Origin of the sequence: Actinobaculum suis (assembly GCF_900102025.1) — a bacterium.
GTDB lineage: Bacteria > Actinomycetota > Actinomycetes > Actinomycetales > Actinomycetaceae > Actinobaculum > Actinobaculum suis.
In genome coordinates, this window is record NZ_FNAU01000001.1 from 268,441 (window position 1) to 283,229 (window position 14,789).

Here is a 14,789-nt window from a genome sequence, read left to right on the forward strand (position 1 = left end):
GCTAGGCGCGAATTTTTACATCTCCGTTACATCTCCGCGGGCGAAACTTTCCCCAGGCGAAACTTTCTTCGTCTCATCCTATCTTGGTAATGATGCTCGGCAACGTAGTTCGAAAGACAGCAGCATAGCGCTCAGCTGAAAGTTGCTCTTGTTACGGTGCAGCGCCGTCCAAAGTATTGCACGGCCGTAGCCCGAATTCTTGCCCAAAACTGCGGGCAATAAACCCTGCCCCTGCCAAATCCCCGGTGCGGTGAGGGACCTGGCACCGAGTGCAGTTGGAGATTTAGAGATAAGAAAACCCGGCCTTCACGTTCTTCGATACTGCGGAAGATGTCTTCCCGTAGCGGGAAAAGTGAAGGCCGGGCAATGGGGTGGCCAACGGGGCTTGAACCCGCGACCTCCTGGACCACAACCAGGCGCTCTGCCAACTGAGCTATGGCCACCATTGCGCGCTAGCGCCGAATAAAGACTATAGCCTACCTCGGTAGAGTTTCACCATCTCCCCCGAGGTGAGAACCAACACGGCGCCGGCGTCGCGTCCTACCAAGTGGCTCGCACCGCAATCGCACTAGCGAATTGTTCCAGATGCGATTCATCGGCGGAAAGGTATAGGGAACCGTCGATGAGCGAGACTTCCATAATGTAAAACTCGTTCGGATCATCTTCCGGGGCGGGCACCAGATCCACCCGGTTGAATAGCAAGAGGTGGTCGCGGCCAAACTTTTGCCGTAGCACTTTGTGCAAGCCTTGACGCACGGTATCGCCCCACCGCCATTCTTGGGCATGGGCCGGAGCCGAACGCACCACTTCTTCCATCGGAGAATCGCCACTGCGGAAACGCGGGTGGAGCATTGGTTCCTTTTCCACCCGGTAGCTCGGCATGCCGTTGAGGAAGACGAGCGAGATCTCACCCGTTTTATCAATATTTTCCAAATATCTTTGCACCATGACCGAGCGGCCGCGCGCCAGCTCATGTTGCGCATGGAGGATGGCTTCCGCGCGCGAAGGCGCATTATTAGCCGTGTACCGCCCTGTTCCACGCCCGGCCGAAGAAATGGCAGGCTTGACCACGAAATCCCCACTGGCGGGGAAACGCGTGTGCACCTGGTGTTTCGTCAGGTTTTCTTCCGGTTCCAACCACGTGGTCTCGATGGTGGGGAGGCCGACGGCGGCCAAATCCTGCAAATAGTGCTTATCGGAATTCCAGGAAAGCAGGTCTGGAGTATTTAGCAGACGCGGGACGGTGCGTGCCCAGGAAATGAAACTGTCACGATTCTTCGCGTAATCGCGCACGGACCGCACAACCACCAAATCGGCGGCCTCCCAGTCTACATTAGGATCGGACCATACCGCGATGCGCGGCTCGATCCCCTTTTCCCGCAGGGCATCAGGTAGCCCTTGTTCGTCAGCTGAAAGATTCGGCAAGTCTGCCGAAGTTGCAAGAAATACTACCGGTTTTGACACATTATCCACCCTACTCGGCGAGCGCCGAAGAAAAACCTGCCATCTCACAAACGTAACAGGTAGCGCCTTACGGGCCAATTATTTGCTCTATTCCCCCGGTAGAATTTACAGGTACCCCAAGGGAAAACGCAATCCGTTAGGCCCGCGCACGGCTATCCCCGGTCATAGCCAGCACCGCCTGCCGGAGTGCAGCCCGGCAAATCCGCTGCCACAAACTTGCGGCACATGCCGGCAAAACTGCGGGCCCACCCCGCTGTGCCGGCCCAACGCTTGAGAATTTAGGAGGCGTTCCATGCATCTTTTGGCGTCGAGTCCCCTGCTTACCTTATTTGTGGTTATTGCCGCCGGCTCTATTATTGGCGCGATTCCGTTCGGAAAAATCCGTTTCGGCGCGGCCGGAGCCCTCTTTGTGGGGTTGGTGCTTTCCGCGATCGAACCTTCGGTAGGGGAAGGAATGGAACTCGTGCAGGCTTTGGGTCTGGCACTTTTCGTGTATACGATCGGAATTGCTGCTGGCGCCGGGTTTTTCTCGCAGCTCCGGTCCAATCTGGGGCTAATGGGCGCTTCTATAATTGCTACCGGTATTGCCGCGGTGGTCTCGATCTTATGCGGCAAACTCTTCGATATTCCGCATGATTTATTTGCCGGTCTATTTACGGGCGCGATGACTTCCGCGCCGGCCATGGCTGCCGCTAATTCGATTTCCGGTAGCGCCGAACCTTCGGTGGGTTATGCCTTTGGGTATCCTCTGGCCGTAGTTATTGGGATCGTGATTGTGTCCGGCGTCGTCGCTAAAAAGTGGCCGGGAAAGAAGGACACCCCTTCTCTTGCTGACGCGCACCTCACCCCCGTAACGATCATGGTGGAAAACTCTGTAAATCTGCGTGATATTCCGCAGTGGCGGGAAAGGAAAGTCCAGTTTTCTTATCTGCAGCGGGATGGAAAGACGCGGGTTGTGCTGCCCGGCGAGGATTTGTTACGTGGCGATCGCGTGGTCGCAGTGGGCTTACCGGAGCCGATTGCGGCGGTGACCAAGCAGCTCGGCCAGCTCGCCTCTACCCATTTAGCAGATGACCGTTCCGATGTGGAATTTGAGCGCTTTGTGGTTTCCAATCCGGATATTTTTTCCCGCAAGATTGCCGAACTTTCTTTGCCGGCACGTTATGGGGCCACGGTCACGCGAGTGCAACGCGGAGATCTCGAAATGTTAGCCGACGGTAATTCGGTGCTGCAGCCGGGAGATCGGGTAGCCGTGGTCGTCCCGGAAAAGTATTACGCAGAAGTGGAAGCGATTTTTGGTAACTCAGAGCGTAAGGTTTCGGAAGTTGATGCGCTTACTTTGGCGCTCGGCCTCACCATCGGAATCGTGGTGGGATTGGTTGCGGTACCTTTACCTGGTGGGATCACGTTTTCTTTGGGTACCGCGGCCGGTCCGCTTATCGCCGGCATGATTTTAGGGGCGTTACGGCGTACCGGGCCGTTCGTGTGGCAGTTGCCCGACGCCGCTAATCTCACCTTGCGGCAATTCGGCCTCCTTTTGTTCTTGGCCGGTTTGGGGCTCACGGCCGGGCCTTCTTTCGCTACCGTCCTCACTTCTCCCCTCGCCTGGAAGGCAGCGCTCACCGCAATCATCGTGACCATAGTTGGCTGCATCGCGATTTTGTTACTGTGCCGCTACTGGCTCAATCTTTCCGCGCCGCGTAGCGCCGGGGCGATGGCCGGGTTCCTCGGGCAGGCAGCGATCTTGGAGGCCGCGGTTTCTAAGGTCTCTGACGAACGGATCGACGCCGCATATGCGGCCCTCTTTGCCTTCGCGATCATTATCAAAATTGCGCTCGTCCCCGTGGTACTTATGGTTTAAAAACGCCGCGGGCCTGGCACAAAGTTCTTGTACCAGGCCCGCGGGTTTTGTACGCGGCACGCCGCCTTCGTTTATGCAAATCCTTCGTTTATGCAAATTCCTTAGTTAGCACGACCGCTACCGCGCTTCAAGACTTAGTTAGCCGCGCCGCCGATCTGGATCTTGCGGCCTTGCGAAGCTTCCGAAGTCTTCGCAGTTACAGTCAGGACGCCGTTCTGCAACTCTGCCTTGACCGTGGAAGTATCTACCGGGCTGTCAAAGCCCAGATCACGGGTGAGCTTGCGCGTGGTCTTACCGCCGTCGGTCTCTACCTCTTGTTCGGCCCGCAAAGTGATGCGATCCGGATAGACGGACAGATCGAGCTCATCTTCCGCAAAGCCCGGCACATCGAATACTACTTCGTACCCATCCTCATTCTTCTTCAGCACGGAACGATACTGTTCCCCGAAACTAACTGCATCGCCCGTACCCTGACGCATAATGCGGGTAGGCACGGCAAAGAAACCTTCAAAGGGATCCAACATCCGCGAGAATGTGCGCTCAACATCATTAGCCATAACAACTACCTCTTCCTTAAACCTGTGATCAAACTACTGGAAGAAACCTTCACCGCACAGACTTCGAAGCTCCCTTCGAAACTCCCGTTTTCCCGGTTCATAGTCCCGAGGTCTCGGAGTTTCGAAGTCCCGAGGTTTCAGACTTTCGAATCCGGCCTTCCGGTTTCCCCGTTCGCTATAGTCAGCGCTAAAATCCCGGTTTTTGTTCCGCGAATTTGCGATTTTTCTCGGTCAGTAAACTTTTCGGCTAAACCGCGGTAACACGGGAATAAAATCACCTCGCATTGAGTTGCAATGACTCAAGTTTTATTGAGCCTGACATTGGCAGCTTTAAGGTGCTTTCAGCGCCTCACTCGCGTTCGTAATCTGCCTGGATTGCCTCGGCAATGTCCCTTGCCGTAAGCCCATCTTCGCCCCCGTACGGGGTACTTTCCCGCCACGCGGCCATGCGTTCCGCGTGCTTCTGCGTGGCATCTTCCACGCGCCCTTCCCGGTTTTCTGCCCACGGTACCGCGATTCTTTCCATCAAGTCCGCCACGTAACCGGCTTGGGCTCGCGCCCACGGATCGCTGTAGGCCGGATAATAGTCACCGTGGCCGGGCACTGTTTCCGCGTCTTCCGGCACGCCCGGTGCGCTACCGGCACTCGATGTACTCGGTTCATTATCGGCACTCGGCGCACTCGGTGTACTCGGTGCACTCGGCGCATCTTTCCCGCCTTCTGCGCTACGCGCTCGCAGGGACTGCGCGGTGTGGCGAATCTCCGCCGCGCCAAGATTCTGCGAAAGCTTGGCTTTACCTTCCACACTGGTAATTCGGATTTCCAGGCCGACGAGCGCACGCAACATAGGCGGGAGTTTTTCCCGGCTCGGCCCCTGACTCTGTTCCCTGCCCGGCTCCTGGCTTGCTTCCAGAACCGTCCCGAGGTTCACTCCCGGAATTAGCTCCCGGCCCGGTTCCCAGTTTGGTTCGTGGGCGGCGAGGAGCTCTCCCAAGGTACGAAGTTTCCATTCGGCGTCGTGATGCGCAATAAGTTGCCCGCGCAAGTGGACAGTCACGTAATTCCATGTGGGTACGCGCGCGAGCCGCGAGTGGAGCGCAGCGGGAGGCATATCCGCCGTGGAAATATACGCGTTTGGCCCGGTAACCACCATGAGGCACTCCCCTTCGTCTTGCCACTGCGGGTTCACTTTCCCGCAATGCGCGTGTAAAACGGGGGTGCCGTCCGCCGCGGTGGCGAGGTTGAAGGGAAGCAAAGTGGCGTCAAGCCCACGTTCTCCGTGTGTTATTAGGTTGCCGACGCCGATCCGCGCGGCCTGGCGCAGTGCCTCCTCAGGTTCCACCCAAAATCTCGACGCAATATACATGACACCAGCGTAATCAAGAAACTGCGCGGAAAACATGGCCGAAAGGTGCCTTAGCGACGGCAAGCCGGTTCAGCAACAGCAAGCTGATTTAGCGACAGTAAAGCGGTAGCGCACGTTCACAACAAACGCCGAAGGGATTCCGTGGGCGCAGAACGTCTAGGTATGGCAACTGCCTTGAGTAGCTACGCCCACACGGCTCTAGCAGCTACGCCCACACAGTGGCTCTACGCTTAGAGCAAAAGATGATCTAGCTTACGCAAATGCTGGGCGCGGCCGCGGTTTTGCAGATCTTTGCGGCGCCTTATACAGGTTTGCTGTGCACCCCGGGCCAGCGTGGCGGCGTGCCTCGCCAGGTCCGAAAACAGTGAAACGGCCCGGAATTTGCTGCAATTCCCAGACCGTTTCATGCCGTACACCGCGAGGGACTCGAACCCACAACCCACTGATTAAGAGTCAGTTGCTCTACCATTGAGCTAGCGGTGCTTCTATTATTATATATGTAGCCGATGGAATCTTTCAACTCCCTTGCGACGAGAAATAAGCTTAGTACCACCAACCCATCGCCGCAAGTTGAATTTTTGTAATACCCGGCACACCGCAGTTTTCGAGCTATTTCTGGCGCACCACCAATTGTGTCGGAAGGTGCGGCTACCCTAGAAGCATGGCATTACCGCAGTTGAATGTGGCGCTTGACCGCCTTGAAGATGAGTACGGGCTAAATCCACCCGATGATGCGCTCTACGATGCCTTCACGCAGTGGGCGGAAGGAACGGGGCGGCCGCTTTATCCACACCAGGAAGAAGCTTTGCTGGGTTGCTTAGAAGGCAGCCACCTCATTGTTTCTACGCCCACCGGCTCCGGTAAATCCATGGTGGCGCTCATTGCTATCTTCAATGCCCTGGCACACGGGCAAACAGCTTTCTACACCGCTCCCCTAAAAGCTCTGGTATCAGAGAAATTCTTCGAACTGATTGACGCCTTTGGGGCAGACAATGTGGGCATGATGACGGGCGATTCCACGATTAACCGGGAAGCCCCGATTATCTGTGCGACGGCGGAAATCGTAGCCAATATTGCACTACGCGAAGGTAAAGACGCCGATATTGACGTGCTCGTGCAGGACGAATTCCACTATTACGGCGATCCGCAGCGAGGTTGGGCATGGCAGGTCCCGCTTCTCGAACTGCCGCAAACCCGGCAAATCCTGCTTTCGGCCACGCTGGGCGATACGAGCCGGATCGAAGAAGACTTAGAAAAACGCACGGGGCGGCGCGTGGCGCTTATTACGGGTGCAGAACGTCCGGTCCCGCTCGATTTCCACTACAGCTACACGCCTACCAATGAACTAGTGCAGGATCTGATCGCCAAAGGCCAAGCGCCGGTCTATATCGTGCATTTCTCCCAACGCCAGGCAATTGAGACGGCCACCGGTTTCCAGTCCATATCGTTAGTGACACCGGCCCAGAAAGAAAAGATCCGGGAAGCCATCGGAGATTTCAAGTTCTCCGCGGGGTTCGGAAAAATCCTTTCTCGTCTGCTACGGCAAGGTATTGGCGTACATCATGCCGGTCTGCTCCCCCGCTATCGCCGGCTAGTAGAAAGGCTCGCCCAAGCTGGGCTACTGCCGGTGATCTCCGGAACGGATACGCTCGGCGTCGGCATTAATGTGCCGATACGTACCGTACTCATGACGGGTCTGGTGAAGTACGACGGACGCCGGGAACGGCGTCTTTCCGCGCGAGAATTCCACCAAATTGCGGGCCGGGCCGGCCGCGCCGGTTTTGATACGCAAGGCGATGTGATCGCGCAAGCCCCCGAATTTGAGATCGAGAACGCGCGGGCCTTAGCTAATGCCGGGGATGATCCGCAAAAGATCAAACGGATCCAGAAGAAACGGCCCCCGGAAGGCGCAGTTTTGTGGTCGGAGAACACTTTCGACTATCTGCAGTCGGCAAGTCCGGAACAACTGCAGTCGCAAATGCGAGTGAATCACTCTTTCATTCTCAATATGTTGCAACGCTCCGGGGATGCGGTGGCGCAGATTTGCTACACGCTTTCGCACACGCATGAACCGCAACAGGCTTCCAATCCGCTTTTGCGCCAAGCCCTTAGCGTGTACCAAACCTTGCATCGAGCTGGCGTGCTAGTGCATCGCAGCCCGCAGTGGCAAGCCGAGCACCCGGGAGAATCCGCGGTAAGCTTCGCCCGGGAAGTACCGGAAGATTTCGCTTTGAATTCGCCGCTGGCCCCCTTCGCGCTTGCTGCTCTCGACCTGCTCGATCCAGACTCTGCGGATTATCCGCTAGACGTGATCTCGGTAATCGAAGCGGTACAGGAAAGCCCGCGCCAGATTCTGTACGCACAGGAGAAAGTGGCTCGCGGCCAGGCGATCAACCGCATGAAGCTGGCCGGCGTCCCGTATGAGGAACGCATGGCGGAGGCCGATAAAATTACTTGGCCGCAGCCCCTCGCCGAAGAACTGCGTGCTGCTCTGGATATCTACGCGCAAACTAACCCTTGGGTAGCAGACTACGAACTCGTGCCGAAGTCGATCGTGCGGGAAATGATCGAAAACGCGCAAACGTTCTCCGAATTTGTTTCCCGCTACGATGCGGAACGTTCGGAAGGCGTGCTGCTGCGCTATCTAACAGACACCTACAAAGCTTTGCGGCAAAGTGTGCCTTTGGAGGCACGTACCGAAGAATTGGAATCAATGATTAACTGGCTGGGCCAACTGGTCCGCTCGGTTGATTCCTCACTTTTGGACGAATGGGAAGCTTTGCGAGACGGCACTCTTACTTCGGCAGAGCTCACGCGCATCGAAAGCGATCCGGAAGGCGGAGCCCGCGAACTTGCCTACGGCGCCGATGCCGATGGCACCGTACGGCTTTCGCGCTCAAAACATGCTTTCCGCAAGTCGATTCGCAACGCGCTTTTCCACATCGTGGAAGCAGTAGCCCGCGAAGATCTGGACGCGCTGGACGAAACCGGGCGCGCCCCACTGTGGGAAGGCGGAGTGTTCTGGGGAGGCGATGAGTGGATGGACGCGACCGATCCCTTCTTCGATGAATACGAAGAAATACTCATCGGCGCGGATGCGCGCTCTTCCCGTTTCGTGAGCATAAATGAAGCTCCCGACGCCGCTGCCCTGGTAGCCGCGGGAGTCCCGGAATCCGAAACCGCACGTTTCGATAACGGTGACTGGTGGCTTGCCCGCCAAACTTTCGACGACGGCGCAGACGACAACGCCTGGGGCTTCTGGGCTCTAATTGACCTCGCAGAATCTGACAAAGAAAACACTGCTATGCTCCGCGTTATCAGCGTCGGCGAACTCTAGGACAATTCCAAAGCAACAGCAGGGCCGCAAACAATACATTTGAACTTAGGGGAGGTTTCTTGCGAATGCGCAAGGAAAACAAAGAATCTACAGAACCTACTACCGCGGGTTCACCAGCCGCAACAGCAGATACCACAGGTGCTGCCTCGGCACCGGCCCCGCCGGCACCTGGCAGGCCGGCACCTGCCCGGTCCGGGCACACGTCAACGGCACCCACGCCAACGGCAGCCACGCCAACGGCACCCACGGAATTGGCGCAAATTCCGAGCCGGATCGACCAGGTGGTGCACCGGCTACGCGAAGCCGAAGTTCAGGCCGGCCGGTCTATGGGCGAAACTCGTTTGCAGTTGGCCGTCAAATACCAACCGATTGAGAAAATCCGTGCCGCCCTCGAACATGGTTGCCGTTTCTTGGGGCAAAACCTCATCCAGCAATTAGAAGCCGTGGAAACGCAGATTACTGATGTGCAACCGCATTGGACGCACGTAATTGGCCATGTGCAGTCGAATAAAGCCGGCAAAGCGCTCGAATTTGCGAACTGTATTGAATCTCTTGATTCGGAACGCTTGGCCCGACGCCTGGATCGGTTGCAAGGAACCCGAATTTCCAACGGGGAAGCCACGGAGCCTTTCGAGGTATATATCCAGGTGAACTCGGCCGGTTCCGAATCCCAGTACGGAGTGGCTCCGGAAAAAGTAGCCGAACTGGCAGGCATCGTTAGCGAACTACCTAATTTACGTCTGGGTGGGCTGATGACCATTGGGGCACACACTGATGATGTGGGCGAAGTGGCTGCCTCCTTCGCCCGCACACGAGAACTGCGCGATGAACTGCAAAGCGAAATTCCCACCTGCACCGAACTATCCATGGGGATGACCCATGACATGGAAATTGCCGTAAAAGAAGGCTCGACGATTGTACGCGTGGGAACCGCGGTTTTCGGACCGCGCCCGCGGCCATAAATACGCGGCCCGCTAATTTCTGCTAATTCCCGCTAATTAGAGCCCCGGCGTAGCATAAAACGTTCGCCAAGGCTGCTTTTTTACATCGGGCGGGATAATAATTCGCGATTAGGGTCCCAGTGTTTTCTGCCCCGGGATATGCTGAGCCCACTGCCAATTCGACACAACAAATCGGAGAAAAGATGACTACCAATCCTAGCGGCCAAGACGATCGTCGCGATAAAAGTACCGAAAGCGGCGAAACCTCGTATTCGGGTTCTGTTTTCGATACGAACCAGGTTTCTGACGCGACCGCTGGCTCCGCCAACTCAGGAGCCACACCTCCCAGCGAAACGGCTGACCACACTGCGGCTTCCGCCTCCGGAGCTACTGCCTCCGGTGCAGGTGCACCTGCGGATGCGGGAACGGCCGCGTCCGGTTACGGAGCGTCTAATTACAGCACGCCCGGTTACAGCGCATCCGGTTACGGCCACGGCACGTCCGCCCACGGCACACCGGGCTACGGCACACCGGACTACGGCACGCCGGGCTATGATGCTAGCGCTTATGGCGCAGGATCCGGCCCGCAGGCCTATGCCACACCCTATGAACCGAGCTACGAGGAACGCGTCCGGCAAGCTCAGTATCAAGCTGCACAGCAGGTAGAGGCCATGGCTAATTACAGGCCGAAATCTTTGACGGTTTCCTACCTGTTGTGGTTCTTCCTGGGCGGAGTGGGTGGTCACGCCTTCTACCTGCGCCGGAAAAGCCTTGGCATTTTCCATGTCTTTTCGAGCGTGTTCTACTTTGTTTGTCTATTCTTTACGTTTGCGAAATATGCCCAGTCGGGTCTCATACTTGATTTACCGACCTATATCGAGCTAGGTAGCAGCGGTAACTTCGGCGTGCTCCCGCTTATTTCTATCTGGGTGTATATCGTCGCCTGGCTCGTGCTAATCGTTAGTGCCTTCCTCATCCCCTCCTGGTGCCGCAAGCTCAACGAAGAAATGCAAGCAAAACTCAACCAGTCCTTTGGATATGGCAATCCGGGCAACTTCGGCCCCTTCCCGGGCCAATTCAGGTAAGCCACAAGGCAGCCAGCTAATGCGCACACCGGAAGTAACCAGTCAAGCACTCCGGCCAGCTAGCTAGTAACCCCAACCAGCCAAGCACACCGGCCAGCTAGCTAGTAACCCCAGCTAGCCAATCAGGCCAGCCAGCTAAGCGCGAAGGCTGGCCAACTGCACAGGCCCGGAAACCGCAAGGTTGGCCAATCGCACGGCTAGCCGTTTTGGCAAGCATTCCAGCTAACACCTGCGCATCACAGTCCGTGCCCGCGTGTTCCCAACTAACGACGCCGCAGGCCGCTGGGGAAGAACCTAAGGTTTTGAGGTTCTTCCCCAGCGGCCTGCATATATTTAAGCTATGGCGCTAGAAGCTATGTTGCTAGGCGATCCGGTACATCCATCCGAAAGTATCTTCCGCAGTTCCAGCCTGGATCCCGGTTAGCTCATCGTAGATACTTTGCGCCACTTCGTGGCTGGGTAACTTCGCCTGGAAATCCTCGCCCGTAAGCGAACCCACCGCGGTAACTACCGCGGCCGTCCCACAGGCGAACATTTCCGTGACCTCCCCGGATTCAATACCAGCCAAAATATCAGCCAAAGGCAGAGTTGCCTCTGCCACGTCAACGCCGTCGCGCTGCAACAACTGGATAATGCTAGAACGTGTATTACCAGGCAAAATATTGCCTGTGAGCCGCGGCGTGCGCACGCGCCCATCGGCATACACAACAAACACGTTCATCCCGCCAAACTCATCCAGATTCTTATTCGTGGCCGCGTCCAGGAACAGCACTTCGTCATAGTTCTCTTCCGCCGCATGCATCTTCGGCAATAGCGAGGCCGCATAGTTACCACCGGTCTTCACCTCGCCCATGCCACCCGGGCCAGCGCGATGATATTTCTGTTCCACCCACACGTTGATGGGCTGGAAACCATGCTCGAAGTAGGGGCCGGCCGGGCTGGCAATACACAAGTACTCATAGCGGGTAGCGGCCCGCACCCCCAAGAACGCTTCCGAAGCGAAAATATAGGGCCGCAAATACAGCGAAGCACCTTCTTCTTCAGGCACCCACCGGGCATCTTCCCGCACCAAATCCACTACCGAACCCAGGAAATCTTCCATCGGTAAGGCCGGGATTGCCAAGCGGTGGCTAGAGAAATTCAAACGGGCACCGTTATAAGCCGGGCGGAAAGACCACAGCGAACCATCAGCGTGCTTATAGGCCTTCAAACCTTCGAAAACTTCTTGACCGTAGTGGAGTACGGCACCAGCCGGATCCAAAGACAGCGGGCCGTAAGGCACGATCTGCTTATCGTGCCATCCCTTTTCCTGAGTCCATGTAGCCCGTGCCATGTGATCGGTGAAGTGTACGCCGAACCCGGGATTTGAAAGAATTTCTTTTACTTCTGCCGTGCTCGCCGCCTGCGGATTGGGGTGCAGGGCAAATCGTCCTGCTACCGCATCAGCGCTCGGCTGTGGAGCGCTTCCCGCTAGCTCCAATTCTTCCGGATTAGTTGGCATACTCATGTTCACTTCTTCGTTCGTTTTCCCAATAAGTCAAAATTTTACGCAGTTCCCGAGCCACAGGTAGCCACGGCCGCATGTGGCAGCGCTGCGGAACGCTTCGCGGGCTGCGGCGCCGTCGCGCATTGTTAGGCGGCGGCGAGAATCCGCTCCGCTATCGCATCCCCAATCTCGGCGGTGCTCCGGCGCAGTGGAGTGCCGGCGGTTACTGCTTGTGCGCGCGCGGCCATATCTGCCTCGATAGCGGCGTCGACTTGCTGCGCGTACTGGCTGAGCCCCAGATGCTGGAGCAAGAGGGAAACCGACGCGATGGTGGCGGTCGGATCAGCCAATTGTTTCCCCGCAATATCCGGTGCAGAACCATGGATCGGCTCAAACATCGAAGGGTATTGGCCTTCAGGATTGATGTTTCCTGAGGCGGCAAGGCCAACTCCGCCGGTTACGGCACCGGCTTCATCGGTCAAAATATCGCCAAATAGATTATCAGTAGCGAGCACATCAAAACGTGCCGGATCGCTCACCAAATAAATCGTCGCCGCATCGGCATGCATATATTCCGTGGTGACCTCGGGATATTCGGGGGCTACGAGCTCAACTTTGCGCCGCCACAAATTGCCGGCATGTACAAGCACATTCTCTTTATGCACCCAGGTGAGATGCTTGCGCGGGCGCTGGTTCGCCAACTCGAAAGCGTAGCGTACTAGCCGTTCTGTGCCCTGCCCGGTATTCACCGAAACTTCGGTGGCCACCTCCAACGGAGAATCCTTATGCGTAATCCCGCCATTACCTGAGTACAGGCCTTCCGTGCCTTCCCGCACCACCAAGAAATCAATATTTCCGGGATTAGCGAGCGGGGTTTCCACTCCCGGGTAGTACCGGTTGGGCCGCAAGTTCACATAATGGTCGAAAGCGAAACGGAGTTTGAGTAAAATTCCGCGTTCCAAAACTCCGGAGGGCACCGCTGGATCCCCGATCGCCCCCAGCAAAATCGCATCATGATCCCGCAACCGCGCTAAAGTTTCTGGTTCCAAAGTTTGGCCGGTTTTCCGGTAATGATCCGCACCGAGCTCATAAGGCGTGGTCTGCAAGGAAATATTCGACCCCGCGAGCACCGCCCGCAAAGCCTTTATCCCCTCCGGCACAATTTCCGGCCCGATTCCATCACCGTGAATAACCGCAAGATCAATCGACGTACGCATATTTCTGACTTTATGCCATAACCGCCCATCGGTCCCGCGGACTCTCAGCATGTGACCATTCGCCAGTTCCGCGGTTTATGAGTCAGGGCACCCCGCGCGGCTGAGGGCAGGTTTAGAATGAGCGCTTAGTTTGCAAAGGAGTGAGGATGGCCGAAGATTCCCGCGTGGTCATTGTGGATGGGGCACGTGTGCCCACTGGAACTTTTGGGGGCTTTTATGCAGATGTCCCCAATAGCGAGATGGGCGCAGCTGCCGCGCGGGAGGCTTTACGGCGCGCGGGCGTGAGCGCCACGGATGTGGACGAGTTCGTGGTCGGATGCGTGGGCCAGACCGGCCCGGATGCTTACATTTCCCGCGCTATCGCTTTGGGTGCCGGTGCCCCGGTAACGACGACGGCGCAGACCGTCAATCGGGTGTGCGGTTCGGGCCTGCAGGCCATTTGGACGGCCGCGGCCGAAATCCGGCTCGGCCAGGCGGACGTCGTAGTCGCCGGTGGTTCTGAAAATATGACCCGGCAACCGTATATGGACTTTGGGGGCGCGACCGCCCGTTCCCTTGCTGATCGGCGGCTAGTCAATGGTACGCAAGCGCTGATTAGCGACCCGTTTAGCGGGCAAGCGATGGGCGTGACCGCCGAACGCGTGGCCGAAAAGTATGGCATTAGCCGCGCCGCGCAAGATGAATTCGCGTGCCAGTCCCAGACGCGTACGCAGGCCGCCCTGGCCGCGGGTGCTTTTGATAAGGAACGTGTGCCCTTCACGAAGGAAACTCGCCACGGCACCGAAACTTTGCGGACCGAAGAACAACCGCGCGCCGGCGTTACTGTTGAAAAACTTGCGAAGCTGCGCCCGGTTTTTCAAGAAAACGGGACGGTGACGGCCGGGAATTCTTCCGGAATTAACGACGGCGCGGCCATGCTCGTTCTGATGCGAGCTTCCGAAGCGCGGGCGCGCGGCCTGCACCCGCTGGGTGAACTCGTGGCCTTTAGTGCCGTGGGGAACTCCCCTGAACTTATGGGTTACGCGCCGCGCTATGCGATCGAAAAGGTGTTGCGGCGCGCTGGGCTCACGCTGGCCGAAATTGGCTGGATTGAGCTCAATGAGGCTTTCGCGGCCCAGGCAGTGGCCGTGATTCGCGACGCCGGCCTGGACCCCGAACTGACTAACCCGCTGGGCGGGGCGATTTCGCTCGGTCACCCGGTAGGAGCATCCGGCGCGATCATTTCCCTGCGCGCTCTAAAAAATCAGCAGGAACGCGGGATCGAACATTCGCTCGTCACTTTGTGCATTGGCGGCGGCCAAGCCGTGGCCGCCATCTTCCGCGCGCTCTAACACCTGCTGCGTGGCGCGAAATTTTCTACGCGGCGCGTGCCCCGGCGCGGGTTTTTTTCTCCCGCGCCGGGGCACGCGTTCGGTGGCGGCCGCGCTACCGAGCCGCGCTACCAGGCACTTAGCTATCCACTGTCTCTGCTGGAG

10 protein-coding genes and 2 tRNA genes are annotated in these 14,789 nt (G+C 57.4%); 5 read left to right on the forward strand and 7 right to left on the reverse strand.

Going from position 1 to position 14,789, the window contains the following annotated elements; genetic code table 11:
- Positions 1-367: 367 nt before the first annotated feature.
- Positions 368-443: transfer RNA gene (locus BLT47_RS01050), tRNA-His, on the reverse strand.
- A 97-nt stretch (positions 444-540) separates the two neighbouring features.
- A complete protein-coding gene (locus BLT47_RS01055) occupies positions 541-1,464 on the reverse strand; it encodes an ATP-grasp domain-containing protein (protein WP_065414863.1) in 924 nt (307 codons plus the stop codon).
- A gap of 292 nt (positions 1,465-1,756) precedes the next feature.
- On the opposite strand from BLT47_RS01055, the gene BLT47_RS01060 reads away from it, so the two are divergent.
- Positions 1,757-3,325: an aspartate:alanine exchanger family transporter gene (locus tag BLT47_RS01060; RefSeq protein ID WP_074660785.1), complete on the forward strand. Its 1,569-nt coding sequence runs from the start codon at positions 1,757-1,759 to the stop codon at positions 3,323-3,325.
- 134 nt (positions 3,326-3,459) lie between these two features.
- Here BLT47_RS01060 and BLT47_RS01065 read toward each other — a convergent pair whose 3' ends face one another.
- From BLT47_RS01065 to BLT47_RS01075, 3 genes are all read right to left on the reverse strand, one after another.
- Positions 3,460-3,882, reverse strand: a complete 423-nt coding sequence (locus tag BLT47_RS01065) for an Hsp20/alpha crystallin family protein (protein WP_049619878.1) — start codon at positions 3,880-3,882, stop codon at positions 3,460-3,462.
- Between the two features lie 349 nt (positions 3,883-4,231).
- The gene (locus tag BLT47_RS01070; RefSeq protein ID WP_176764464.1) at positions 4,232-5,248 is read right to left on the reverse strand and encodes an FMN-binding negative transcriptional regulator; all 1,017 of its coding nucleotides are present in this window, start codon (positions 5,246-5,248) and stop codon (positions 4,232-4,234) included.
- A gap of 411 nt (positions 5,249-5,659) precedes the next feature.
- Positions 5,660-5,731: transfer RNA gene (locus BLT47_RS01075), tRNA-Lys, on the reverse strand.
- A gap of 178 nt (positions 5,732-5,909) precedes the next feature.
- On the opposite strand from BLT47_RS01075, the gene BLT47_RS01080 reads away from it, so the two are divergent.
- The 3 genes from BLT47_RS01080 to BLT47_RS09400 all read left to right on the forward strand — a co-directional run bounded on the left by BLT47_RS01080 (position 5,910) and on the right by BLT47_RS09400 (position 10,611).
- Complete coding sequence (locus tag BLT47_RS01080; protein ID WP_074660791.1) at positions 5,910-8,585, forward strand: DEAD/DEAH box helicase; 2,676 nt, start codon at positions 5,910-5,912, stop codon at positions 8,583-8,585.
- A 65-nt stretch (positions 8,586-8,650) separates the two neighbouring features.
- A complete protein-coding gene (locus BLT47_RS01085; RefSeq protein WP_083329963.1) occupies positions 8,651-9,547 on the forward strand; it encodes a YggS family pyridoxal phosphate-dependent enzyme in 897 nt (298 codons plus the stop codon).
- Positions 9,548-9,729: 182 nt separating this feature from the next.
- Complete coding sequence (locus BLT47_RS09400; protein WP_074660793.1) at positions 9,730-10,611, forward strand: NINE protein; 882 nt, start codon at positions 9,730-9,732, stop codon at positions 10,609-10,611.
- A 361-nt stretch (positions 10,612-10,972) separates the two neighbouring features.
- Here BLT47_RS09400 and BLT47_RS01095 read toward each other — a convergent pair whose 3' ends face one another.
- Together BLT47_RS01095 and BLT47_RS01100 are read right to left on the reverse strand one after the other, a co-directional pair.
- Entirely contained in the window at positions 10,973-12,112 is a 1,140-nt protein-coding gene (locus BLT47_RS01095; protein ID WP_074660796.1) for a branched-chain amino acid aminotransferase, read from the reverse strand.
- A gap of 131 nt (positions 12,113-12,243) precedes the next feature.
- Positions 12,244-13,314: a 3-isopropylmalate dehydrogenase gene (locus tag BLT47_RS01100; RefSeq protein WP_074660798.1), complete on the reverse strand. Its 1,071-nt coding sequence runs from the start codon at positions 13,312-13,314 to the stop codon at positions 12,244-12,246.
- A gap of 146 nt (positions 13,315-13,460) precedes the next feature.
- On the opposite strand from BLT47_RS01100, the gene BLT47_RS01105 reads away from it, so the two are divergent.
- Positions 13,461-14,645, forward strand: a complete 1,185-nt coding sequence (locus BLT47_RS01105) for a thiolase family protein (RefSeq protein ID WP_074660801.1) — start codon at positions 13,461-13,463, stop codon at positions 14,643-14,645.
- Positions 14,646-14,789: the final 144 nt, after the last annotated feature.

Excerpts from the sequence above, each read along its gene's own strand:
- BLT47_RS01060 (WP_074660785.1), top strand. The coding sequence starts at position 1,757 with ATGCATCTTTTGGCGTCGAGTCCCCTGCTTACCTTATTTGTGGTTATT.
- BLT47_RS01065 (WP_049619878.1), bottom strand. The coding sequence starts at position 3,882 with ATGGCTAATGATGTTGAGCGCACATTCTCGCGGATGTTGGATCCCTTT.
- BLT47_RS01070 (WP_176764464.1), bottom strand. The coding sequence starts at position 5,248 with ATGTATATTGCGTCGAGATTTTGGGTGGAACCTGAGGAGGCACTGCGC.
- BLT47_RS01080 (WP_074660791.1), top strand. The coding sequence starts at position 5,910 with ATGGCATTACCGCAGTTGAATGTGGCGCTTGACCGCCTTGAAGATGAG.
- BLT47_RS01085 (WP_083329963.1), top strand. The coding sequence starts at position 8,651 with ATGCGCAAGGAAAACAAAGAATCTACAGAACCTACTACCGCGGGTTCA.
- BLT47_RS09400 (WP_074660793.1), top strand. The coding sequence starts at position 9,730 with ATGACTACCAATCCTAGCGGCCAAGACGATCGTCGCGATAAAAGTACC.
- BLT47_RS01095 (WP_074660796.1), bottom strand. The coding sequence starts at position 12,112 with ATGCCAACTAATCCGGAAGAATTGGAGCTAGCGGGAAGCGCTCCACAG.
- BLT47_RS01100 (WP_074660798.1), bottom strand. The coding sequence starts at position 13,314 with ATGCGTACGTCGATTGATCTTGCGGTTATTCACGGTGATGGAATCGGG.
- BLT47_RS01105 (WP_074660801.1), top strand. The coding sequence starts at position 13,461 with ATGGCCGAAGATTCCCGCGTGGTCATTGTGGATGGGGCACGTGTGCCC.